25 protein-coding genes are annotated in these 22,610 nt (G+C 67.9%); 18 read left to right on the forward strand and 7 right to left on the reverse strand.

What is annotated here, in order from left to right; translation table 11 throughout:
• Positions 1 to 2 precede the first annotated feature (2 nt).
• The 8 genes from ftsA to nagZ all read left to right on the forward strand — a co-directional run bounded on the left by ftsA (position 3) and on the right by nagZ (position 10,524).
• The gene (ftsA, locus tag AC5JBD_RS05130; RefSeq protein WP_495720678.1) at positions 3 to 1,274 is read left to right on the forward strand and encodes a cell division protein FtsA; all 1,272 of its coding nucleotides are present in this window, start codon (positions 3 to 5) and stop codon (positions 1,272 to 1,274) included.
• A 107-nt stretch (positions 1,275 to 1,381) separates the two neighbouring features.
• A complete protein-coding gene (gene ftsZ / locus AC5JBD_RS05135) occupies positions 1,382 to 2,857 on the forward strand; it encodes a cell division protein FtsZ (RefSeq protein WP_495720679.1) in 1,476 nt (491 codons plus the stop codon).
• Between the two features lie 202 nt (positions 2,858 to 3,059).
• Positions 3,060 to 5,111, forward strand: a complete 2,052-nt coding sequence (locus tag AC5JBD_RS05140; RefSeq protein WP_495720680.1) for an SPOR domain-containing protein — start codon at positions 3,060 to 3,062, stop codon at positions 5,109 to 5,111.
• On the forward strand, positions 5,108 to 6,274 hold the full coding sequence (locus AC5JBD_RS05145; RefSeq protein ID WP_495720681.1) for a deoxyguanosinetriphosphate triphosphohydrolase: 1,167 nt from the start codon (positions 5,108 to 5,110) through the stop codon (positions 6,272 to 6,274). The genes AC5JBD_RS05140 and AC5JBD_RS05145 overlap by 4 nt, the downstream gene beginning before the upstream one ends.
• The gene (locus tag AC5JBD_RS05150; protein WP_495720682.1) at positions 6,274 to 6,927 is read left to right on the forward strand and encodes an NAD(P)H-binding protein; all 654 of its coding nucleotides are present in this window, start codon (positions 6,274 to 6,276) and stop codon (positions 6,925 to 6,927) included. Before AC5JBD_RS05145 ends, AC5JBD_RS05150 begins: the two co-directional genes overlap by 1 nt.
• Positions 6,928 to 6,993: 66 nt before the next feature.
• Positions 6,994 to 8,721 (forward strand): arginine--tRNA ligase, encoded by a 1,728-nt coding sequence (gene argS / locus AC5JBD_RS05155; protein ID WP_495721191.1) that lies wholly within the window; start codon positions 6,994 to 6,996, stop codon positions 8,719 to 8,721.
• Complete coding sequence (locus tag AC5JBD_RS05160) at positions 8,721 to 9,401, forward strand: SPOR domain-containing protein (RefSeq protein WP_495720683.1); 681 nt, start codon at positions 8,721 to 8,723, stop codon at positions 9,399 to 9,401. Before argS ends, AC5JBD_RS05160 begins: the two co-directional genes overlap by 1 nt.
• A gap of 115 nt (positions 9,402 to 9,516) precedes the next feature.
• Positions 9,517 to 10,524 carry a beta-N-acetylhexosaminidase gene (nagZ, locus tag AC5JBD_RS05165; RefSeq protein WP_495720684.1) on the forward strand — a complete coding sequence of 336 codons (1,008 nt, stop codon included), beginning with the start codon at positions 9,517 to 9,519 and terminating at the stop codon, positions 10,522 to 10,524.
• Here the strand turns inward: nagZ and AC5JBD_RS05170 are convergent.
• The gene (locus tag AC5JBD_RS05170; RefSeq protein WP_495720685.1) at positions 10,515 to 10,877 is read right to left on the reverse strand and encodes a DUF423 domain-containing protein; all 363 of its coding nucleotides are present in this window, start codon (positions 10,875 to 10,877) and stop codon (positions 10,515 to 10,517) included. The genes nagZ and AC5JBD_RS05170 overlap by 10 nt on opposite strands.
• Before the next feature lie 10 nt (positions 10,878 to 10,887).
• Positions 10,888 to 11,370 (reverse strand): hypothetical protein, encoded by a 483-nt coding sequence (locus AC5JBD_RS05175; protein ID WP_495720686.1) that lies wholly within the window; start codon positions 11,368 to 11,370, stop codon positions 10,888 to 10,890.
• A gap of 127 nt (positions 11,371 to 11,497) precedes the next feature.
• Between AC5JBD_RS05175 and AC5JBD_RS05180 the strand changes: the two genes are divergently transcribed.
• The 7 genes from AC5JBD_RS05180 (at position 11,498) to AC5JBD_RS05210 (ending at position 16,475) form a co-directional block, all read left to right on the forward strand.
• Positions 11,498 to 11,869 carry a UrcA family protein gene (locus AC5JBD_RS05180; protein WP_495720687.1) on the forward strand — a complete coding sequence of 124 codons (372 nt, stop codon included), beginning with the start codon at positions 11,498 to 11,500 and terminating at the stop codon, positions 11,867 to 11,869.
• Between the two features lie 87 nt (positions 11,870 to 11,956).
• A complete protein-coding gene (locus tag AC5JBD_RS05185) occupies positions 11,957 to 12,712 on the forward strand; it encodes a segregation and condensation protein A (RefSeq protein ID WP_495720688.1) in 756 nt (251 codons plus the stop codon).
• Positions 12,709 to 13,296 carry an SMC-Scp complex subunit ScpB gene (gene scpB, locus AC5JBD_RS05190; RefSeq protein ID WP_495720689.1) on the forward strand — a complete coding sequence of 196 codons (588 nt, stop codon included), beginning with the start codon at positions 12,709 to 12,711 and terminating at the stop codon, positions 13,294 to 13,296. The genes AC5JBD_RS05185 and scpB overlap by 4 nt, the downstream gene beginning before the upstream one ends.
• A gap of 29 nt (positions 13,297 to 13,325) precedes the next feature.
• A complete protein-coding gene (locus AC5JBD_RS05195; RefSeq protein WP_495720690.1) occupies positions 13,326 to 13,568 on the forward strand; it encodes a twin-arginine translocase TatA/TatE family subunit in 243 nt (80 codons plus the stop codon).
• A gap of 26 nt (positions 13,569 to 13,594) precedes the next feature.
• The gene (gene tatB / locus AC5JBD_RS05200; RefSeq protein ID WP_495720691.1) at positions 13,595 to 13,939 is read left to right on the forward strand and encodes a Sec-independent protein translocase protein TatB; all 345 of its coding nucleotides are present in this window, start codon (positions 13,595 to 13,597) and stop codon (positions 13,937 to 13,939) included.
• Positions 13,936 to 14,712 (forward strand): twin-arginine translocase subunit TatC, encoded by a 777-nt coding sequence (tatC, locus tag AC5JBD_RS05205; RefSeq protein ID WP_495720692.1) that lies wholly within the window; start codon positions 13,936 to 13,938, stop codon positions 14,710 to 14,712. The genes tatB and tatC overlap by 4 nt, the downstream gene beginning before the upstream one ends.
• Positions 14,712 to 16,475: a phospholipase D family protein gene (locus AC5JBD_RS05210; RefSeq protein ID WP_495720693.1), complete on the forward strand. Its 1,764-nt coding sequence runs from the start codon at positions 14,712 to 14,714 to the stop codon at positions 16,473 to 16,475. Before tatC ends, AC5JBD_RS05210 begins: the two co-directional genes overlap by 1 nt.
• Positions 16,476 to 16,490: 15 nt before the next feature.
• Here the strand turns inward: AC5JBD_RS05210 and AC5JBD_RS05215 are convergent, their stop codons facing one another.
• The gene (locus tag AC5JBD_RS05215) at positions 16,491 to 16,658 is read right to left on the reverse strand and encodes a hypothetical protein (RefSeq protein ID WP_495720694.1); all 168 of its coding nucleotides are present in this window, start codon (positions 16,656 to 16,658) and stop codon (positions 16,491 to 16,493) included.
• 77 nt (positions 16,659 to 16,735) lie between these two features.
• Between AC5JBD_RS05215 and argR the strand changes: the two genes are divergently transcribed.
• Entirely contained in the window at positions 16,736 to 17,200 is a 465-nt protein-coding gene (gene argR / locus AC5JBD_RS05220) for an arginine repressor (RefSeq protein WP_495720695.1), read from the forward strand.
• 210 nt (positions 17,201 to 17,410) lie between these two features.
• Complete coding sequence (locus tag AC5JBD_RS05225; protein ID WP_495720696.1) at positions 17,411 to 18,976, forward strand: L,D-transpeptidase family protein; 1,566 nt, start codon at positions 17,411 to 17,413, stop codon at positions 18,974 to 18,976.
• 120 nt (positions 18,977 to 19,096) lie between these two features.
• Here the strand turns inward: AC5JBD_RS05225 and AC5JBD_RS05230 are convergent, their stop codons facing one another.
• Together AC5JBD_RS05230 and AC5JBD_RS05235 are read right to left on the reverse strand one after the other, a co-directional pair.
• Positions 19,097 to 19,675: a YMGG-like glycine zipper-containing protein gene (locus tag AC5JBD_RS05230; RefSeq protein ID WP_495720697.1), complete on the reverse strand. Its 579-nt coding sequence runs from the start codon at positions 19,673 to 19,675 to the stop codon at positions 19,097 to 19,099.
• A 240-nt stretch (positions 19,676 to 19,915) separates the two neighbouring features.
• Positions 19,916 to 20,044: a hypothetical protein gene (locus AC5JBD_RS05235; RefSeq protein WP_495720698.1), complete on the reverse strand. Its 129-nt coding sequence runs from the start codon at positions 20,042 to 20,044 to the stop codon at positions 19,916 to 19,918.
• 391 nt (positions 20,045 to 20,435) lie between these two features.
• On the opposite strand from AC5JBD_RS05235, the gene AC5JBD_RS05240 reads away from it, so the two are divergent.
• A complete protein-coding gene (locus tag AC5JBD_RS05240; protein ID WP_495720699.1) occupies positions 20,436 to 20,624 on the forward strand; it encodes a hypothetical protein in 189 nt (62 codons plus the stop codon).
• 20 nt (positions 20,625 to 20,644) lie between these two features.
• Here AC5JBD_RS05240 and AC5JBD_RS05245 read toward each other — a convergent pair whose 3' ends face one another.
• Both AC5JBD_RS05245 and AC5JBD_RS05250 read right to left on the reverse strand, forming a co-directional pair.
• Positions 20,645 to 22,150 carry a sensor histidine kinase gene (locus AC5JBD_RS05245; protein ID WP_495720700.1) on the reverse strand — a complete coding sequence of 502 codons (1,506 nt, stop codon included), beginning with the start codon at positions 22,148 to 22,150 and terminating at the stop codon, positions 20,645 to 20,647.
• A gap of 90 nt (positions 22,151 to 22,240) precedes the next feature.
• A complete protein-coding gene (locus tag AC5JBD_RS05250) occupies positions 22,241 to 22,453 on the reverse strand; it encodes a NepR family anti-sigma factor (protein WP_495720701.1) in 213 nt (70 codons plus the stop codon).
• Between the last annotated feature and the right edge of the window lie 157 nt (positions 22,454 to 22,610).

Genomic DNA, 22,610 nt, shown 5'->3' on the forward strand with positions numbered 1-22,610 from the left:
AATTGAGGAACAGGACGTCGCCTCCGCCGGCCCGCAAGCTGGTCACCGCGCTTGATATCGGATCGTCGAAGGTCTCGGCGCTGATCGCCGAGGCCGGCGATGACGGCGAGCTCAAGATTCTCGGCACCGGCCAGCGCGAGAGCCGGGGCGTGCGCCGCGGCTTCGTCGCCGACATGGAGCGCACCGAGGCGACGATCCGCGAGGCGGTCGAGCAGGCGGAGCGGATCGCTGGCCTTGCGATCGACCAGGTGTTCGTCGGCTTCTCGGCCGGCGGGCTGGTCAGCACGGTTGCCAGCGTCGAGCTGGAGATTGGCGGCCGGCAGATCGAGAAGCAGGATATCGAGCAGCTGATGACCGTTGGCCGGCAGTCGATCGATCCCCAAGGGCGGATGATCCTGCACGCGCTGCCGGCGCTCTACACGCTCGACGGCCTGCAGGGCGTGAAGAAGCCGCTCGGCCTCCATGCCGACAAGCTCGCGGTCGACATTCATGTCGTCGCGGCCGAGCCGTCGCCGGTCAAGAATCTCGACCTCTGCGTCCGCTCCGCCCATCTCGGCGTCGAGGCGATCGTCGCTTCGCCCGTCGCGGCGGGCAAGGCCTGCCTCAGCGAAGAGGAGCGCGAGCTCGGCGTCGCGCTGGTGGAGCTCGGTGCGGGCGTCACCAACGTTTCCGTCTTCGCCGGGGGCATGCTTGTCGGCCTCAAGTCGCTGGCGATGGGCGGGATCGACATCACCGACGATATCGCCTCCGCCTTCGGCACCCGCCGCGGCGAGGCCGAGCGGATGAAGTGCTTCTACGGCTCGGCCACCACGAGCCCGCGCGACAATCACGACATGATCGACGTCAACCCGATCTCCAGCCAGGAGGAGGGCACGGAGCCGGTGCGCATCACCCGTGCGCAACTGATCGGCGTCATTCGCCAGCGGCTCGAGCATCTGATGGGCGAGATCGCGAATGCGCTGAAGGAGCTCGGCTTCTCGGGGCCATTTGGCCGCCAAGTGGTGCTTACGGGCGGTGGATCGGAGCTCAAGGGGATCGCCGATTATGCCCAGGGAGTGCTAGGACGGGCAGTGCGGGTGGGGCGGCCGAAGATGGCGGGCCTGCCCGAGGCGCATAGCGGTCCGGCCTTCACCACGTTGGCCGGTCTGGCGCAATTCGCGGCGTCGAAGGAGATCGACATCAGGCAGACCGCTCACGTTCAGTCGGCGGCGCCGAAACAGGAAGGCGGCAACGTCGTCCAGCGGCTGATTTCGGCGTTCCGGAGCGGTTATTAACAGTTATTTGAATCGCCCGTTAACTTTTCGCTGGATCGGGCGAATCAGATGTGATTCAACAGTGTAGACCGCTCGGGCGGCGGGCGTTGTAAGGGGAGCGTAAGCTTATGAGTATCGATTTCATTCGGCCGGAAGTCGACGAGCTCCGGCCCCGTATCAGCGTGATCGGCGTCGGCGGCGCGGGCGGCAACGCCATTGCCAACATGATCAAGAGCGATGTCCAGGGCGTCGATTTCCTCGTTGCCAACACGGACGCGCAGGCGCTCAATTCGTCCGAGGCGGATCAGCGCATCCAGCTCGGCCTCAAGATCACCCAGGGTCTCGGCGCGGGTTCGCGGCCGGAGATCGGCAAGGCGGCCGCCGAGGAGACGATCGCCGACATCGAGAAGGCGCTGGAAGGCGCCCATATGTGCTTCATCGCGGCCGGCATGGGCGGCGGCACCGGCACCGGCGCGGCGCCCGTCATCGCCAAGGCGGCCCGTGATCGCGGCATCCTGACCGTCGGCGTCGTCACCAAGCCGTTCAGCTTCGAGGGCACCCGCCGCGGCCGCGCCGCCGACGCGGGCATCGAAGAGCTGCAGCAGCATGTCGACACGCTGATCGTCATCCCGAACCAGAACCTCTTCCGGATCGCCAACCCGAACACGACCTTCAAGGAAGCGTTCCAGATGGCCGACGAGGTCCTCCAGCAGGGCGTGCGCGGCATCACCGACCTGATGGTCATGCCCGGCCTGATCAACCTCGACTTTGCCGACGTCCGCTCGGTGATGGGCGAGATGGGCAAGGCGATGATGGGCACCGGGGAGGCTTCGGGCGACAATCGCGCCATTGAGGCGGCCGAGCAGGCGATCGCCAATCCGCTGCTCGACGGCGTCAGCATGAAGGGCGCCAAGGGCGTCATCATCTCGATCACCGGCGGCGAGGACATGCGCCTGATGGAGGTCGACGAGGCCGCCAACCACATTAAGGAGCTGGTCGACCCGGACGCCAACATCATCTGGGGCTCGGCGTTCAACAACGATCTCGAAGGCAAGATCCGCGTCTCGGTCGTCGCGACCGGCATCGATGCCGACGTGCAGGCGCAGGCCGCACCGGCCAAGGTGTTCGCCTTCCCCGGCACCGCACGCACCGCCGAGCCGATCAAGACGCCGACCGCTGCACCGATGGCGGCGGCTCCCGTCGTGGCCGAGCCCGAGACGATCGCGGAAGCGCCGCAGCCGGCGCCGATCACTGCCGGCTCGAACGATCCGACCCTGCTCGATCTTGCACCGGTAACCTTCGACGACACCGATCAGGGCGGCGACGAGCTGCTGCTCGACGCCGGCAGCATGATGGCGACGGACGAGCCCAAGGCGGAGCCGGCGGTGAACGGCAGCCGCAGCTGGATCGGCCCGATCCCCGACGAGGAGGCGCCCCAGCCGACCGTTCGCCGCGACGGCGGCACCTTGTTTGAACGCATGTCGAACATCGCCCGCGGCGCTGCCAAGGCGCAGGTGGACGAGGAGCCGCAGGCCCCGATGCGGGCCAATGGCCGCGACCCGCTCGACATTCCGCGCTTCCTGAACCGCCAGAATAATCAGTGACTTAGCTTCCGCTCCCGATCGGGAGCGGGCAGGCAGGCAAAACGAACCCGGCGGCACTCGTGCTGCCGGGTTCTTCTTTTCTGCGGCATGGAACTTTGTTCCCGACGTCGCCGACCCGCTCACCGTCTTCAGGCACCGCCCGGGCGCAGATTCAGGCACTTGGTCATTGCCCAGAAAGCTTGGCGAGGGCTTATTCTCGTGCATGAGATCGATACAGGTTAACAAGCGGCTCCGGCTGGGCGTGGCCCTGCTGGCGAGCGGCATCGCGTTTTCCGTCGCGGCCCCGGCGGCTGCCCAGCCCGTCTATAGCGCACTCCAGGAGGATCCCGGCACTGCCTTGTCGCGGCACCTGAAGACGCTCGCCGAATCCCCGCGCAACCTCGGCGCGCTGACTGGCGCGGCCAAGGCGGCGCTCGAGCTAGGCGACGTGCAGGCGGCAGCGACCTTCTATGCCAGGGCGGAGGAGGTCGCGCCGCGCGACGGCCGGATCAAGGCGGGACTCGGCTCCGCCTTCCTTGCAATGGAGCAGGCGCAGGCGGCGCTCAAATTCTTCGAGGACGCGCGGACGCTCGGCGCGCCGGAGGGCGAATATGCCGCCGACCGCGGCCTCGCCCACGATCTGCTCGGCAATCCGTCGCAGGCGCAGCGCGATTACGCGCTCGCAATGCGCACCGCCGACACGCCCGAGGTGCGGCGGCGGATGGCGCTGTCCAAGGCGATCAGCGGCGATCGCGCCGGCGCCCTGGCGATCATCGACGAGCAGCTCCGGCGCCAGGACCGTGCAGCATGGCGCGTTCGCGCTTTCGTGTTGGCGCTGACTGGGGACGCCAATGGCGCGACCGAAGCCGTGCGCGCGGTGATGCCGGCGCAGGCGGCGGCGATGCAGCCCTTCCTCGCGAGGCTGCCCGCCCTTCGGCCTGCCGACCGTGCCATGGCCGTTCATTTCGGGCATTTCCCGAACGATGGCGGAGCGATCCAGGTCGCTCAGGTGCCGCAGCAATATGCGAGCGTCACGCCTGTGCCGCCGCGCAGCACGGCGCCCATGGTCGCGACCCCGACACCGACGGTATCTTCGCGGCGGAATCCGGCAGCGTCGGCTACCGCGCCTGCTGCACGGCGTGAGCAGAGGGGCGATGCCGCGTCCTTCTCGCGCCGCCGAAGCGGCTCTGAGGAATCCGGCCTCAGCTTTGCCGAGGAGCGTGATCTGCTTCGCGGTGGCGGGACGGTCCGCCGTCGCGGCGTCAGCAAGCCCGTCGAGGCGCGGCCCGAGCCCGCCAGAACAGAGCAGCCCGCCCGCATCGCTCGCGCGGAACCGCGCGTGGCCGTGCCAATCCAAAATAACTCAAGCTCGGCACCTGCGAGCCAGTCGCCGGCGCGGGTCGCGGCGCCTCCGGCTCAGTCCGCTCAGGCGCCGACGCCCGTAGCGACAAAGCCGATCACGGCACCGCCGACGTCCGGCCCGGTGCAGCTGGCGGATGCCGGATCCCTGTCACGGCCCGTCCAAGGTCCTCCCGGCGACGCCGGCGCACCGGCGGCAATCGCTGCCGATACGGTTTCGCGAGGCGGACCCGCCAACATCCTCCCGCAAGCTGCGGGATCGAGCGGGCCAAGCACGGCCGCAGCCGGAACCGCCGACGTCGCGGCGACAGCTGCGGACGCGGGAACCGGGCTGACCAACCTTCTGCCCTCGTCGATCGCGTCGGCGGCGGTTCCGCCCGCTGCCGCCCCTTCCGCACCGAACGCAGACATCGCGACGGTGACGCCGCCGCCGTCCAGCGTCAGCCCCGAAGTTGCGCCACCGCCGGCTGCGGTGGTTTCGCCTGCCGCCTCATCCGGCCTCGCGGGGCTCGCGGCTACAATCCGCGCGCTGCCCGACGAAGCGCCGAAGGAAGAGCCGAAGCCGCCGGTGAAGGTCGCCAAGGCCGAGCCGAAGCCCGAGCCGAAGAAGGCCCCAGAGAAGGAACAGGTGGCCGAGGCCGAGGCACCGAGCCGCCATTGGGTCCAGATCGCCAGTGCATCCGATGCCTTGGCAATGGGCGAATATAAACGGCTGAAGGGGAAGGCGCCGAAGCTGCTCGGCGGGACCACCGGCTGGAAAGCCTCGTTCCGCTCGACCAACCGCGTCCTCGTCGGTCCGTTCAAGGACCAGAAGGAAGCGCAGGAACTGGTGAACGAACTCGCCAAGTCGAATATAGCCGCCGTGCCATGGAAGAGCGCGGACGGACAGGAGATCGAGAAGCTCGCCGCCAAGTGAGGCCGCTGGCCCGCTACGCGTCCGATCCCGCCCACTCGCGCGGGCGCCTGCATGCCGAGGCCGAGGCCGGTGAGGCTCGCGGTCCGCGCGACGCTTTCCAGCGGGACCGCGACCGGATCATCCACTCCGTGCCGTTCCGGCGCCTCCGCCACAAGACCCAGGTCTTCGTCGCGCCCGATGGCGACCATTTCCGCGTCCGCCTCACCCATAGCCTCGAAGTCGCGCAGATCGGCCGCACCCTGGCGCGCGCGCTGGCGCTCAACGAGGATCTGACCGAGGCGCTTTGCCTCGCCCACGATATCGGCCATCCCCCGTTCGGCCATAGCGGCGAGGACGTGCTGCAGGCGGCGATGAAGGAGGCGGGCGGCTTCGACCACAACGCTCACACGCTCCGCCTGCTCACCAGGCTGGAGACTCCCTATCCGCGCTTCGCCGGCCTCAACCTCAGCTGGGAGACGCTGGAGGGGCTGGCCAAGCATAACGGGCCGATCCCGCAGCCGAGCTGGGCGCTGGCGGAGGCGAATGGCGAATTCCCGCTCGACCTCGGCACCTGGCCGGGCCTGGAGGCGCAGATCGCGGCGCTGTCGGACGATATCGCCTACGACAATCACGACGTGGACGACGGCCTCAGAGCAGGGCTGTTCACGCTGGAGGACCTGCTCGCCGTACCGCTCGTCGCGCGCTGCTGGGATGCGGTGCGGCGGCGCTTTCCGGACGTGGCGCCGGAGCGGTTGCTGCCGGAGCTGGTGCGCCACCAGATCGGCCTGATGGTCAACGACGTGCTGATCGAGACCGGGTGCCGGATCGCGGCGTCGGGCGTCGAGAGTGTCGAAGACGTGCGCCACCATCCCGGGCCGCTTGCCGGCTTCTCGGAGAAAGTGGCCGCCGAGGAGCGGGCCCTCAAGGCCTTCCTCTACGCGCGCATGTACAAGGCGCCGCAGGTGGAGGCGGTCCGCGTCGAGGCGCAGAAGGTCGTTGCCGGCCTCGCCGCCGCCTATCGCGACGACCCGCGCCTCCTCCCCGAGACATGGCGCCCCGCCGACGCTTCGACTGTCAGCACGCTTCGCGCGATCGGCGACTTCATCGCGGGGATGACCGACCGCTATGCGGTGCGCCAGTATCGCGAGCTGGTTGGGCCGGTAGAGTTGCCGGAAGGCTTCTGATGCGGGTGGCGCTGATCGGCGGCACCGGCCTGATCGGAGCGCAGCTCGCCGATCGGCTGATCGACGCCGGTCACGAAGTAGACGCCCTCGTCCGGCGCCCCACCGGCCGCACTGCCGTCGCCTGGCGTGAGCATGTCGCACCGGCCGACGAATGGCCGCACGTCCTGACCCGCCTCCGCCCGGACGCGGCCGTGTCGGCACTCGGCACGACCATGCGCATGGCGGGGTCCAGGGAGGCTTTCCGTGCCGTCGATCACGACGCGATCGTCGGCTTCGCGTCTGCTGTCCGGCAGGCTGGTGCGCGCCAGATGCTGCTCGTCTCGTCCGTCGGCGCGAATGCGGCCTCGCGCACCTTCTACCTGCGGGTGAAAGGCCAGACCGAGGCGGCGTTGCGCGATCTCAGTTTCGAGCGCCTCGACATATTCCGCCCGGGCCTGCTGCTCGGGGCGCGCGGCGGCCCACCCCGTCCCGGCGAACGGCTGGCCATCGCGCTCAGTCCGCTCGCCAATCTGCTGCTCAAGGGGCGCCTCGACCGCTATGCCGCAGTCCGAGCTGATGTTGTTGCCGACGCCATGCTCGCGGTTCTCGGCCGCACCGAGGCCGGGACCTTCGTGCACGGCAATCGCGCCATCCTTGCTCTTGCGCGGCGATAGCGCGGCGCTTCAAATCCCGAGCCGCTTCGTCTAAGCCGCGCGCTTTCCCAAGCCACGGACCAGATGGTGACACTCTACGCCCGCTTTGCTGCGCATCTTGGCGCCATTCTCGACAGCCTCGAAGCCGAGGGCAAGCTGCCGGCGGGGCTGGAGCGCCGCAACGTCGCCGTGGAGCCGCCGCGCGACGTGTCGCATGGCGATCTCGCCACCAATGCGGCGATGGTGCTCGCCAAGGGTGCGGGGACGAACCCGCGGGCGCTGGCGGGGCTGATCGCGCCGAAGCTCGGGGAGCTGGAGGAGGTCGAGAGCGCCGAGATCGCCGGGCCCGGCTTCATCAACATCCGGCTGAGCCCGGCCGTCTGGCAGGAGGAATTGCGGGCCATCCTCGCAGGCGGCGAGAAATACGGCCGCTCCAGCCTCGGCCGGGGGCAGCGCATCAACGTCGAATATGTCTCCGCCAACCCGACCGGGCCCATGCACATGGGCCATTGCCGCGGCGCGGTGGTCGGCGACGCACTCGCCAGCCTGCTCGAACATGCCGGCTTTGCCGTCACCCGCGAATATTATGTCAACGATGCCGGGGCGCAGGTCGATACGCTCGCCCGCTCCGCCTGGCTCCGCTACCGCGAGGCGCTGGGCGAGGAGATCGGCGAGATCCCGGAAGGCCTCTACCCCGGCGACTATCTGGTGCCGGTGGGGCAGACGTTCGCCGCTGAGTTCGGCGACCTCTACGCTGCCGCTCCCGAAGCCGAGTGGCTGGAGCTTTTCCGCCGCCGCACGGTGGCGGCAATGCTCGACCTCATCCGTTCCGACCTGGCGACGCTCGGCGTCCACCACGATCTGTTCTCCTCCGAAGCCGAGGTGCAGGCGTCCGGCGCCGTCGACCGCGCCTTGGCGGCGTTGGACGCCGCAGGGCTGGTCTATCGCGGTGTCCTCGAGCCCCCCAAGGGTAAGGTCGCCGAAGACTGGGAGCCGGTCGAGCTGATCCTGTTCCGCTCGACCCGCTTCGGCGACGACCAGGACCGTCCGCTCAAGAAGTCGGACGGCAGCTGGACCTACTTCGCCGCCGATGCAGCCTATCATTTGCAGAAGCTCCAGGCGTCCGACGAGCTGATCAACGTCTGGGGCGCCGATCACACGGGAACAGTCAAGCGCACCCAGGCGGCGGTCGAGGCGCTTGCCGGGCGGCCGGCGCTCGACGTGAAGCTGGTCCAGATGGTGCGGCTCCTGAGGGGCGGCGAGCCGGTCAAGATGTCGAAGCGCTCGGGGAGCTTCGTCACGCTGGCGGAGGTGGTGGAGGAAGTCGGCAAGGACGTCGTTCGTTTCACCATGCTGACCCGCAAGAACGACGCGCAGATGGATTTCGACTTCGCCAAGGTGGTCGAGGCGTCGCGCGACAACCCCGTCTTCTACGTGCAATATGCCCATGCCCGCATCTCGTCGCTGCACCGGAAGGCGAAGGAGGAGGGGTTCGATCTCTCCGGCGAGGCCGATCTCGCCCTGCTCGACGCGGACGAGCTGGCGCTGGTGAAGCTCGCCGCCCAATATCCCCGTATCGTCGAGGCCGCGGCGCTGGCCCATGAGCCGCACCGGATCGCATTTTACCTCAACGACTTGGCCGCTTCGTTCCACGCCCTCTGGAACAAGGGTAATGATGATCCTTCCAGGCGTTTTCTATTGGCACACAATCCCGAAATGACACGGGCGCGTCTGGAACTCGCTTCCGCAATAGGGCAAATAATTCGTAACGGCTTGGCGTTAATGGGCGTGGCCGCAGCGGAGGAGATGCAGTGATGAGCGATGTTCGCGCCGATGACGATGATCGGCTGCCCTGGCTGGAGGCCGTCGACGAGGACGATTCTCGCGAAGGTCCGTCCGCGGGCAAGCTCATTGCCTTCGTCGTCATCGGCCTGCTCGCGATCGGCCTGATCGTCGGCGGCCTGTTCTGGATGGGCAACCGCGATGGCGGCGCCGGCGGCGCGGGCGAGGACGAGACGCTCATAGCCGCGCCCGAAGGCGACTATAAGGTCAAGCCGGACGATCCCGGCGGCATGAAGGTGGACGACCGCGACGAGACCGCGCTGGCCGCCAGCCAGGGCGCCGAGCCGCAGGGCAAGATCAACGTCGACGCCGTCTCCGAGGCTCCGGTCACCGCGCAGCCCAAGGCCGCGCAGCCGACCCCGGCGCCGAGGCCGACCCAGGTCGCCGCGGCTCCGACTCCGGCCCCCACCGCGGCGCCCGCAGCCGGCGGCGCGACCATCCAGCTCGGCGCGTTCGACAGCAACGCCGCGGCCAACAGTGCCTGGAAGGCAATGTCGGCCCGCTTTAAATATCTGGAGCCGCTGAGCCAGAGCGTGATGACCGCCAATGTCAACGGCCGCACCTTCTACCGCCTGCGCGCCAGCGGCGCCGACGCCCGCGACATCTGCCGCCGCCTCGAAGTGGCTGGGGAGAGCTGCATCGTCGTGAACTGAGATTCAGCCGGCGCGCCGGCGCTTTTCTTCGCCGCCCGTCCCGAGTAGCCGTCGAGCCTGAGGCTCGCGCCTGCTCGGGGCGGGCGGTTTGCTTTGGCGGGTGAGGGGAAGAGCGATGCAGCCGGCGATTTACGGGATGGCGGGGGAGCGGCTGACGGCCGACGAGCGCGACTTTTTCACGGATGCGAACCCTGCGGGCTACATCCTGTTCGCCCGTAACGTCTCCTCGCCGGAGCAGGTGCGGGCACTGACCGACGAGCTGCGCGCGATCCATGGGCGCGACAATCTGCCGATCCTGATCGACCAGGAGGGCGGGCGCGTGGCGCGGATGAAGCCGCCGGTCTGGCCGGCATTTCCGCCCGGCGAGAAGTTCTCGAAGCTCTACCAGATTTCACCAGTCGCGGCGATCGAGGCCGCGCGCGCGAACGCACACGCAATTGCAGTCACCTTGCGCGAGGTCGGCGTCAACGTAGACTGCCTGCCCTTGCTAGACGTGCGGCAGGAAGGGGCGAGCGATATCATCGGCGACCGCGCTCTGGGCGCGGAGCCGATGCAGGTGGCGGCGCTTGGCCGGGCGGTGCTGGAAGGGCTGCGCGCGGGCGGCGTGGTCGGCGTGGTCAAGCATATGCCGGGGCACGGACGCGCCCTGGTCGACAGCCATGAGGAGCTGCCGGTCGTCAATGCCAGCGAAGCGGAGCTGGAGGCGGATATCGAGCCGTTCCGGACCTTGAGCTGGGCGCCGATGGGGATGACGGCGCACGTCGTCTACACCGCCTGGGACCGCAGCCGCTGCGGCAGCCTATCGCCGACGGTGATCGATGAGATCATCCGCGGACGGATCGGCTTCGACGGCTTCCTGATGTCGGACGATATCGGCATGCATGCGCTGACCGGCGATTTCGGCAACCGCGCCTCGGGCGTGCTGGCAGCGGGCTGCGACGTCGCTCTCCATTGTTCAGGGAAGATGGGCGAGATGCAGGGCGTCGCGCATGAGCTTGAAAGCATGGGCGAGGAGTCGCGGCGACGGCTGCACCGGGCGATGGATACGGTCGCGCTGGTGGAGGACGGGCCGGATTATGTCCAGCTCGCCGCGCGGCGCGACGAGTTGCTTGCTTACGCCTGAGGCGCCCGGAACGCAGCCCAGGCGAGGGTGGCCCAGCCGCCGATCATCAGCAGCCCGCCTAGCGGCGTGACGGCTCCGAGCCAGCGCAACCCGGTCAGCGCCATGACATAGAGCGTGCCGGCGAAAAGGATCGTGCCGAGCGTCATCAGGACGGCGGCAAGTCCGCGGCGCGGCAGAGGCAGCGCCGCCAGCGCAAGCAGGGCAACGGCATGCCAGAGCTGATACTGGACCCCGGTGTTCCACCAGCCGAGGCGCGTAGCGTCGAGGCTATTGCGAAGCCCGTGAGCACCGAAGGCGCCCAACGCGACGCCGAGGCCGCCGAGCAAGGCGCCCGAGAGGAGGATCCACCGCATCGCGCCCCGCCTAGGCCCCGCCATCGCCGGCAGCAAGCGCTTCGAGGAGCTCGATCCGCTCGAAATCCTTGGGCCGGCCGAACAGGCGGCAGAGGGCGATGAGCTCCGGCACGTCCGGCACGTAAACGACGCCGGAGGGAAGCATCATTTCGAACCGCGTTCGTGGGAGCACCTCCTGCCACTCGTCGCCTGAGCGAACGTGGAAGCCGGCGAGGATCTCGACCGACAGCGGCGGATCGCGCCAGCAGGCGAAGATGTCCGAGCGAAAGCGGTCGGATTGCGTGCCAGGAGCGAGCGAAAGACCGAGGCGGTCGAACAGCGTCGGCGCGTCGGCGCGGCTCACCAGCAGATCGACGTCGCCGATTGCGATCGGGCGGGCGCCGTGGAGGGCCATGGCAGCGCTGCCGAACAGCCACCACGGATCGGAGAGTTGGGACGTGAAGGGGGCAAGCTGCTCCAGCGTCTCCAGCAGGCGCGGGTCGAGGTCGGTCATCCGGGCTCCCGATTGTGGAAAGATTCTGACCCACGATCTTATCAGCCGGCCCTCAAGATCGAAGCACCCTTCGGCCCTAGCTCCTCCCTGACGCGGCAACGGCGCCGCATGGGCAGGAGAGGCTCGGATGACCGGCAGATATCTTCAGGCGATCAGCGCCTCCTTCGGATTGTTCTCGCTCGGTGCGGCGATGGCGGCGGCGAGCGGCGTCGCGCCGGTCACGATCAGCATCGGAGCGCCAGTCGCGCAGGTGAGCTATGCCGACCTCGACCTCGCCACTGCCGACGGGGTGCGGGCGCTCGAGGCGCGGGTTCGCGGCGCGGCCGAGGGTCTGTGCATGAAGCATGGGATGGAGCCGTTCTGGCAGATGCGGGCCGAGCGCGACTGCATGCGCTCCGCGGTTGCCGATGCTGCCGAGGAGATCGACCTCGCGGTTGCTGGCTTCGAGCGGCGGCAGGATGCGCAGCCAAGACTCATCGAGGTCGCGGCGCGCCGCTAGCGCTCCGCGTGCGGGGGCCGCGTTTCGGAAGGCGCGGCTCCCGCGAACAAGGCTTGCGCGGGCGCGGGGCTGGCTTAAGCTCACTTCGTGGAAGAGCTTTTCGATCAGGCGCCCGCGGTGGCGTCGGCAGACCGGCTGACGCTGGACCTCGACGGTTGGGAAGGGCCGCTCGACCTGCTGCTGACCCTGGCGCGGTCGCAGAAGGTGGACCTGCGCGAGATCTCGATCCTGGCGCTGGTCGAGCAATATCTCGCGTTCATCGCCGATGCGAAGAAGCTGAAGCTGGAGATCGCCGCCGATTATCTGGTGATGGCGGCGTGGCTCGCCTACCTCAAATCCTGCCTGCTGCTGCCCAAGGAGGCGGCCGCCGATCCCAGTCCCGAGGAACTGGCGATGCGGCTGCAGCTGCGCCTCCAGCGCCTCAGCGCTATGCGCGAGGCGGGGGCGCGGCTGGTGGCATCGGACCGGGTCGGCCGCGACGTGTTCCTGCGCGGCGCGCCGGAGGGACTGAGGGTTGTGAAGAAAGCCGCCTGGACGGCCGAGCTTTACGACCTGATCAGCGCCTATGGCTCCATTCGCGCTCGGATGGAGCCGGCGGTGCATGTCGTCGGCCGCCGGCCGGTGATGACGCTGGACGAGGCGCTCACCAGGGTGGAGCGGCTGCTCGGCACCCGCGTCGACTGGGCGGAGATAAGGTCCTTCCTGCCCGAGACGCAGGACGGGGAATATCGGCGTTCGGCGCTGGCCTCCAGCTTCGTCGCCACGCTGGAGCTGGCGCGCCAGGGCAAGCTTCACCTTGACCAGCAATCGGCCTTCGCGCCGCTCTACATCCGCGCGGCATGAGCCCGATCGGCGACGACGTGCGCGCGGTGGAGGCGACTTTGTTCGCCTCCGAGGAGCCGCTGAGCGCCGCCGATATCGCCGAATATGTCGGGCCGGACGTGGACGTCGCGGAGGCGCTGTCGATCCTGGAGGAGCATTATCGCGGCCGCGGCGTCGAGCTCGTCGAACGCGGCAGGAAGTGGCACTTCCAGACCGCGCCCGACCTCGCCCACATCCTCCGCCGCGAGCGGGAGGATGCGCGGAAGCTCAGCCGCGCCGCGGTCGAGACGCTGGCGATCATCGCCTATCACGAGCCGGTCAGCCGCGCCGAGATCGAGGCGATCCGCGGCGTGCAGATCTCAAAGGGAACGCTGGACGTGCTGATGGAGGCCGGCTGGGTGCGGCCGGCGGGGCGGCGCGAGGTGCCTGGGCGGCCGCTCACTTATGCGACCACCGTCGGCTTCCTCCAGCATTTCGGGCTGGAGAGCCGGCGCGACTTGCCGGGTCTCGACGACCTCAAGGCAGCGGGCCTGCTCGACCCGATCGATGCCGCGCTGGAGCAGATGGGACAGCTTGAACTGGAAAGTGAGGGCGAAGAGCATTAGATGCCACCTAGGTATTGTGGAGAATTGTAATGGGTGGTTTCAGCCTCTGGCACTGGCTCGTGGTGGGCGTGATCATCCTGTTGCTGTTCGGAAAGGGTCGCTTCTCGGACATGATGGGCGACGTTGCGAAGGGCATCAAAAGCTTCAAGAAGGGCATGAGCGAGGACGAGGAGGCCGCCGCTGCGCAGCGCCGCCTGGAGGCCGACCGCACCATCGACCATGGCGCCGACCGCAGCCGCGCCGCCGATCCGGTCGAACGGCGCGAGCCCTGATTTCACGCCGCGTCGCGGGCGCGTAGATGTTCGACATTGCCCCTACCGAGCTGCTGATCGTGGCGCTGGTCGCGCTGGTCGTGATCGGGCCCAAGGACCTGCCCAAGGTGATGCGCACGATCGGCCACTGGGTCGGCAAGGCGCGCGGCATGGCGCGCCATTTCCGCTCCGGCATCGACACCATGATCCGCGAGTCCGAGCTCGAGGAGATGGAGAAGAAGTGGAAGGCGGAGAATGAGCGCATCATGCGCGAATTTCCCGCCGCTGCCGCCCCCGAGCCGCTCCCCTCGCCGAGTGGACAGAGCGCCGAGCTGGAGCCGCCGCCGACGGACACGGATCCGCCGTCACAGCCGAAGCCGGAACTGCCGTGAGGGATCTGGACGAGACCGCGGCGCCTCTGCTCGACCATCTGGTGGAGCTCAGGAAGCGTCTGATCTGGTCGTTCGCGGCCCTGTTCGCCGCCTTTGGGGTCTGCTTCTATTTCGCCGCCGATATCTTCGGCTTCCTGGTGCAGCCACTGATCGACGGCTTCGGCGGACCGGGCGAGGGGCGCATCGTCTACACCAAGCTCTATGAGGCGTTCTTCACCGAAGTGCGGGTCGCCTTCTTCGCGGCCTTCTTCCTCGCCTTCCCGGTGATCGCCAATCAGATATGGGCGTTCGTTGCCCCGGGCCTTTATGCGAAGGAGAAGAGGGCTTTCCTTCCCTTCCTCATCGCAACACCCATACTGTTCGGGCTCGGCGCTGCGCTCGCTTATTATGTGGTGATGCCGACGGCGATACGCTTCTTCCTCGGCTATCAGGGGCAGATACCGGGCATCCAGCAGGAAGCGCTGCCGGCGATGGGGGAATATCTCTCCTTCGTGATGCATTTCATACTGGCGTTCGGGATCGCATTCCTCCTTCCCGTCCTCCTGATGCTGCTCGAGCGGGCGGGGATCGTCACGCGCACCCAGCTCAAGGCGGGGCGGCGCTACGCGATCCTGATCGCATTCGTGATTGCTGCTGTCGCGACGCCGCCCGACGTCGTTTCGCAGTTCATGCTCGCGGTCCCCCTGATCCTGCTTTATGAGATCTCGCTCATCGCCATCTGGTTCACCGAGCGCCGCCGCGCGCGGGAGCCCAACGGGAGCGAGCTGTTGTAGTGGCAGACGCCGATCCCCGCCGCGCCGCGATGTATGCGGAGGCGCTTTTCCTGGATCGGAGCAACGCGATGCTCGCGGTGGAGGAGGGGCCGGACTGGCTCGATCCCGCGCCGCCGCGCGAAGGCTGCCGAGTGACGCCGCTGATCGAGGCGGCGGACATGTATCCGATGCTGGAGCAGCTGGTGCTGGAGGCGCAAAGCTCGGTCTGGCTGTCGTTCCGCGTCTTCGACCCGGACACCAAGCTGCGCTCGGACCAGGCGAAGGCGCTGGGGCTTTCCGACTGGTCGGCGCTGATCGCCTATGTCGTGAAGCGGGGCGTAGAGGTCCGGATCCTGCTTGCGGATTTCGAGCCGGTGCTCGCCGACTATCTCCATGCGGGGTCGTGGCACAGCTATCGCCGCATCCGCGATGTGGTCGAGGCACTGGACGAAGCCGAGCGTGATCGGCTGCAGCTCATCGTCATCCAGCATGAGGGCGAGATCGGCTGGTGCTGGCGGCAGTTGCTCCGCCCGCTGCTGCGGCGGCGCATCCGCAAGGTCGTCGGCAAGCTGCTCCGACGCGGCCACAATGACGACGGCGGGTTCGACACGCGACCGGGGCTGTGGCGCCATCTCGCTTGGGAGAAGGGCAAGCCCACCGCGTTCAAGGCCGCGCCGCCGCCGCGGCTGTGGCCGGCGACGTACCACCAGAAGTTCGTGGTCATCGACCAGAGGCAGGCGATCGTCGGCGGGCTCGATCTCGACGAGCGGCGCTGGGACGACCGACGCCATCGCCAGCGGGCGAACGAGACCTGGCACGACATTTCCGCGCTGATCGAAGGCCCCGCGGCGGGGGATGCCGCGCGACACTTCGCGCGGCTGTGGAATAGAGAGCTGCCGCGCTACCGTGGGACGGTCGAGGAATGGATCGGCGGTTGCGGGCAGGAGCTGATGCTCGATCCGCTTAGCGAGATCTCCAGCCCCACGGATAAGCCCCCACCGACAGGTGAGGCGACGGTACAGCTCGTCCGGACCCTGTCGCGTCACAACGCCTCGCCCGTTGCGATCGGGCCGCGGCATTGCGTGCGCGAGCTCAAGGCGGCCCATCGGAGCATCATCACCTCGGCCCGGCGGCTGCTCTACATCGAGGCGCAGTTCTTCCGCTCGAAGGATGCCGCCGACTGGGTCGAAGCGGCGCTGCGCGTGCATCCGGAGCTGGAGGTGATCATCCTCGTCGCCAACGCGCCGGAGGAGATCGCCTTCGAAGGGCAGACCGACAACCTCGCGCATCGCCACGGCGAGCACCTCCAGGCCCGCGCCCTCGGACGGCTGCTGAGGAAGGCGGGGCCGAAGCGGGTCGGCCTCTTCACACTGGCGAAGCACGAGCCGGTGAAGCCGAACGAAGAGAAGTTCGAGGAGACGCGCGGCACCGCCTACGGCTCCGGCCTGATCCACATCCATTCGAAGCTGCTGATCGCGGATGACGAGGCGTGCCTGCTCTCCTCCGCCAACATCAACGGCCGCAGTTTCGAATGGGACACCGAACTCGGCTTCATCTGGGCCGAGAAGGGGGACGCGATCGGCGAATTCCGGCGGAAATTATGGTGGCAATTGTTCGGCGGCAGCTTGCCCGAGACGATGGACCTGGAGGGATGGCGGGACGTCGCGCGCTTCAACAGCGGCGCCGAGCCGCACGAGCGCAAGGGGTTCGTGCTGCCTTATCAGCTCGGGCGCGCCCGCCGTTTCGCGCGGCCCTACTGGTTCATTCCCGACGATCTGGTGTGACGGCGGCGCCAGCGCTTACGAAGCGAGCAGCGTGCCCACGGGCATCCAGCCGAACTCGGGCTCGGGCGCGGCCGGTATCCGCTTCGGCTTCGGCGCTTCCCAGCCGCAACGGGGGCAGTGCTGGCCGAGCAGGGACAAATGGATGCCCCATGGAGCCTCCTTCGAGCATTCGAACTTTGCCATGATCCCTCCCCGACTCAGCAGCGGAACTTCACCTAGGTTAGTTGCATAATTATGCTTAACACAGCATAAATCAATCCATGAGCGACGTGAGAGCCCGCCGCCGGAAGGCGCTTGCCGAGATCATCCGCTCCGAAGGGGTGGGGAGCCAGGAAGAGGCGACGGAGCGGCTCGGCGCGGCCGGCTTCAACGTCACCCAGGCCACCGTGTCGCGCGACCTCGTACAGCTTGGAGCGGTCAAGGTGAAGCGCGGCGGCATGATCAGCTATGCGCTTCCCGATCAGCTGGGGGAGAGCGACTGGGCTGCCTCGCGGCTCGAGCGGATCTTCGCTGAATGGGTGCAGTCGATCGAGCCGGCAGGCAGCCTGCTGGTGCTGCGCACCCCGCCGGGATCCGCGCATATCGTCGGGCTGGCGCTGGATCAGGCGCAGGTGCCGGAAATCGCGGGAACGATCTCGGGTGACGACACGATCTTCATCGCCGTCCGGGACGGCGTCAACGCCCATGTCCTCGGTGAGCGCTTCCGCAAGTTCGGCGGGGGCTGACGCGGCGCGAGCCGGTCCCCTGGCGGGACGCGCGCCATGTTGCGCCCGGAACGATTCGACCGGCCTCTCGTTGGCGGACCTGATCCAGGTTGCTGCGCGGCCTCGGCTTGGCGGAGAGGGATGAATTGCTTAGTTGTGCGTGTTCAAGGGCTTGGTTGTATCGGGCCATAATGCGTTCGGGAGCGGGGCGGAGTGCCTCGATCTGTGTCTATGCGTAAACTTCTTCTCACCACTTGCCTCGTTGCTGCGCTGAGCGTGGCTCCGCTGCCGATCGGTCAGGCCGCCGTCGCGGCTCCGGCCTCGGTCGTCGCCGCACTCAAATCGGCCGCCAAGTCCGACCGGGAACTGCGGGCCTTCTATCAGGCGCGAAAGAACCGGCCGCTCTGGTTCGAGGAGGGGCCGGACACGCCTGCAGCCCGGCAGCTCGTCGAGCTGATTGCGACAGCCGATCTCGACGGGCTCGACCCGGAGGAATACCGGCCCCGGGCGCTCGTCGATGCCATCGACCGTGCGTCGGAAGAAGGATCGGCCAAGGATGTCGCGCGCGCCGAAATGATGCTGTCGCGCGCCTTTGTCGCTTATGTGCGGGATACGCGCCGCGCCACCTTCGACAAGACGCGCTATATCGATGCCGAGCTCGCGCCGGCGGCGCCTTCGGCCCGCGCCGTGCTTCAGGCGGCGGACGCGGCGCCGTCGCTTCGCGACTATGTCGCCAGCATCGGCTGGATGCACCCGATCTATGCCGAGCTGCGCCGCGGGCTCACCGACTACCGCTACAATTGGGGCGGCAGGCAGGGCGTCTTCATCGCCGACGGGCCGCTGCTCAAGCCCGGCGCCAAAGGCGAGCGCGTCAGGCTGCTCCGCGAGCGCTTCGGGCTTCCGGGCACCGACGTGTTCGATGCGGAGCTCGCCTCAGCGGTTCGTGAATTCCAGTCGACCCATGGCCTGCCCGTCGATGGCGTGGCGGGGCCGCGCACCCTAGCGGCGCTCAACGAAGGTTCCGGCGATCGCGAGGACGTGATCCGGCTGAACATGGAGCGGGCGCGCGTGCTTCCGGCCGGCGGCCGCGGTCGGCACCTGATCGTCGACGCCGCCTCGGCGCGGCTCCTGGCCTATGAGGATGGCCGCCTGGTCGATTCCATGAAAGTGGTGGTCGGAATGCCGACCCAGCAGACGCCGATGCTGGCCGGCTATATCCGCTACGCGGCGGTCAATCCTTATTGGTATCTGCCGCCCGACCTCGCCCGCAAGCGGATCGCTGAGCCGGTGCTGAAGCGCGGGCCATCGTTCGTGAAGGCCAACCGTTTCGAGGTCCTCTCCGATTACTCCTCCAACGCCCGCAAGCTCGATCCCGCCGAGGTCGATTGGGAGGCGGTGGCGGCAGGCCGGATCGAGCTGCCGATGCGCAAGCTGCCCGGCAAGGACAATGCCATGGGCAAGGTGAAGTTCATGCTGCCCAACGATCTCGGCATCTACCTGCACGACACGCCCGAGCGGGAGCTGTTCCAGAAGGCGGAGCGGCGGTTCAGCTCGGGCTGCGTGCGGGTGGAGGATGCGCCGCGGCTGGCCAAGTGGCTGTTCGGACGGCCGCTGACCACCAAGTCGGACGCGCCGGAGCAGCACGTCAATCTGCCGCGGCCGGTGCCGGTCTACATCACCTATCTGACCGCGGCGCCTGCCGGCGAGAGCATCGCCTTTCGCGCCGACGCTTATGGCCGCGATAGCGAGCAGCTCGCGCAGCTTCGCGGCCCGTCCTTCGCCAGCGCATCACGCTAGTTCCTTCCTGAGCGACGGCCTCCGCACCGCAGGGCCTTGCGTGCACAAGAAAGGGCGCCCCAGCATGTGCTGGAGCGCCCTTCGATCGTCAGGCGGTAATCAACTGGCCTGAACGAGGTGTCAGCCGCGCTCGCCGGCGCGGGAATAGACCGGCGCGGGCGGCGGCGCGCCCTCATAATATTGGCCTTCGCGATAATAGCCGTCGACGCAGCCGTCATTGTTCCGATCGGCCCAGACCGCGCCGGCAATGCCGCCGACGACGGCACCGATCGCGGCGCCTTCCAGCGGGTTGATGCCGCCGACCAGGGCGCCGACGCCGGCCCCGCCGGCCGCGCCGATCGCCGCACCGGTAGCCGCGCCGCCAAGCGTGGACGGGCAGCTGCGCGAGGCCGAGGCAGTGCGCCAGCCCGAAGGCTCGCCTTCATAATATTGGCCGTCGCGATAATAGCCGTCGGCATAACCGTCATTGTCGCGATCGGCCCAAACCGCGCCGGCGATGCCGCCGACGGCGGCGCCGATCGCCGCGCCCTCGATCGGGCTGAGGCCGCCGATGACGGCGCCGGCGCCCGCTCCGGCGACTGCGCCGATAGCGGCGCCGGTGCCGGCACTGGCGAGCGTATCGTCGGCATAAGGATCAGTGGCGCATGCGCCGAGCGAAAGTGAGCTGGCCATAAGAATGGCGACCAAAGGCTTCTTCATCCCGATCTCCCTGTAAGAGGCCAGCCGAGCAACACATAAAACCCGCGAAGTCTTGCCGCGGGACGGCCGGCAAGTTGCATCCCTCAAACGACGCCGCGCAAGGAACGTTCCGTGCGTGCAATGGCGTCCCCAAGACTGATGCAGTTTAGCGTCCCCCGCCCGGGCGCATTCGCGCACAAGGGGCAAAAAGAAAGGCGCCACCCGAAGGTGACGCCTTGTTGAAAGACTATGGGAAGTCGCTCAGGTGCCGTTGTCGACGGCATTGGCGGCGGACTGAACATCCTCGCCGGCGCCGCGGACGGTGTTGCAAGCAACCAGGGTGGCGATCGCACCGGTGATGAGGGCGATGTTGAGGGCCTTACGGATCATACTCATGTCTCCCGAACTTGGGGGGTGGGCAGCGGGTAAATGCCCCCCTGCGAAAAGGGTTCCACGCCGTAACGAATTGGCCTGCGGCCGTGCAGAGGCTGCGGTGAAGGCGTTCCGACGAGTGGATGGGAAAGGAAGCCCCAGAAAAATGTTGAGCCCGGAAGCGCCACCGGGGGGGGGAGGGTTGGCGCATCCGGGCTCATGTTCTGGATAGCGAGAGCGGGGGGGCAAAAGGTCACTATCCGAAGAGCAGAACGAGGCAGCGGGTCGGGGGTTCCGCCCGCTGCTGAAAAATTTTCAATCCGAGCGAAAAAGTTGCGGCGCGGAGGCGGCGGCTCCGCAACCTGCGCTCGGCCCGCCGGTTGTGAGGGAATTGAAGGAGCAGCGAAGCATGCCGAAGCCGCCGAAATCGACGCCCCATTCCGACCTGGACGGCGTTCACGAGAACGAGCGCCGCAACACCGACGTGGCCGCGGAGCTCGGCCAGGGAGCCGAGGACCTGAAGCGGGCGCAGGACGGCAATGCCGCGCGACCGGACTATACTGAGGATAAGAAGAACAAGGACGACCGTACGCGGTGACCTGAGCGGCGCCCGCTTCCCTATCGGTCGCCCTTATCCACCACGGCCACGTTGACGGCGTAGCAGCCCTTTTCGGTATCGCGATCGATGGTGGAGCGGAGCTGGCGGGCGAGGCCCGTGACGATCCGCTCGAACCGCTCGGCGAGCCTTTCATCACAGCTGATCTCGCCCCGCAGCGCCTCGGACTCGATCGTGAGGCGGGCAGTCGCGGCGTCGGCTCCCTGCAGTGAGATGGCGACGTTCCGGGCGCCGCAGAACATGGCGAATTCGACCACCTCTGTGATCAGGAAGGCGATCGACACCGCGACGTCCTGCGTGGCGTAATAGGGCTCGACGTCGAGCCGGATCTGCATGTGGGCGGCGGACTTGGGCGCGTTGGCGCGCAGGTTCGCGCCCAGCTCGGAGATCAGCGACCGCAGCGCGACCCCGCGATTCTCCTCGAGCTCGGCATAATGGTTGCGATGGACCACCGCGAGCGCGTCCACCCGGCGCTGAATCGAGGCATAAGCGGCCGCGACATCCTCGCTGGGGGCGCCGCGTGCGTGCAGGTTGAGCAGGGAAGCGACCACCTGGAGGTTGTTCTTGACCCGGTGATGGACCTCGCGGACGAGCCGCGTCTGCCGTTCGATGCCGGCTTCCAGATCCGCCTCGTGCCGCGCCACCGTCTGCGTCACGCGGGTGAAGGCACCGCCGAGCTCGCCGATCTCGCGCGCCGGCGATGACAGCGGCGGCAGCGCGAAGTGGCTGTCGCCCGGCTGATAGGCGGCGATCGCGCGCTGCATGCCGACCAGCGGCTTCAGGATCAGCCGGTCGACGATCACCCAGCCGATCACCGCCGCGGCGATCCACATCAGGACGGGGAGCAGCGAGATCAGCAGCTCGGCCGCGCTGAGCGGCGCCGTGCTGTCCCTGAGCAGCAGCTGCAGCCGTCCGCCAGCGAGCGCTTCCCGCACATCCGCGACCCTTTCCAGGGCGCCCTGCCGCAGCCCCTGCCGCAGCACCATGCTGCGGCCGTTGCTTGCGAGCGTCAGGTCGTATGTCGTTCGGCCCCCTGGCAGGTCGGTCACTCCCGCCAGGTTTTCGCGGCTGAACTCCCCGCTGCCCTCGATCCAGCCGCGCTCGTCGAACACGGCGAAGCGGAGGATGTCGCCGCTCGGTGCGATTTCGATCCGCGTCGTCTCGCCACGCATCGCCGTGAAGGTGGGCGGGTTGTAGCCCGGCGTCGCGCAACGCAGCGTTCCGGCGGAATAGAGCGCGAAACGGCCGGGCAGCTGCTCGGCGCGGCTGAGTCGCTCGAGCGTGCGGTTGCAGAGGTTGGGACCGTAGGCGGGATCGCTCGCGGCGCTCGCCGCGCGGAGCATCAGCACGCTGCGGGAGAGTATGCTGTCGATCCGTTGCGCCTTCAGCTGGGCGCGCGCCTCAATTTCCTCATAATGCTCCGCCTGGTTCTCGCGGGCGCTCTCGATCGAGGCGAGGATTGCGATCAGCCCGAGCGGGAGCAGCCCCAGACTGAGGATCAACAGCATCTTCAGTCCGGTCGGAATTCCCCCGACCCTGGAGGCAAAGCTTGTCTGCTCGTGCTTCACGCCCCGTCCGAACGTCTGGAGCCGCTTTTTCTATCCAAGCTTGCCGAGCAGATCGAGCAAATCGGGAGGAATGTCCTCTTCGATGGTCCGCTGGTACACGGAACGAAGCGCCTGACCGACCTCTGGGGTGTCGCCGCGCTTCTTCTTCGATCTGGGTGTGGTGGTGGTGCTGATGTCGTCACTCTCGGCGTTTGGGCCAGGGTCGCCCCGCCGTCCGCCATTCTTTTCACGTGCGAAGGTCAAATGAATCCACCCCTCGCGGCCGAAAGGCCGCCCCGCTCTTTGGTTCCAGGCGCCTGCGGGAGAGCGTTCGGCGCACCCACCTGTCGCACAGACAATGTTGCCACGGGGACGCATATGTCGCCCACGTGGCCTTGGAAACTAAAAAGTCGTCCATTGG

The organism is Allosphingosinicella sp., from assembly GCF_059502505.1.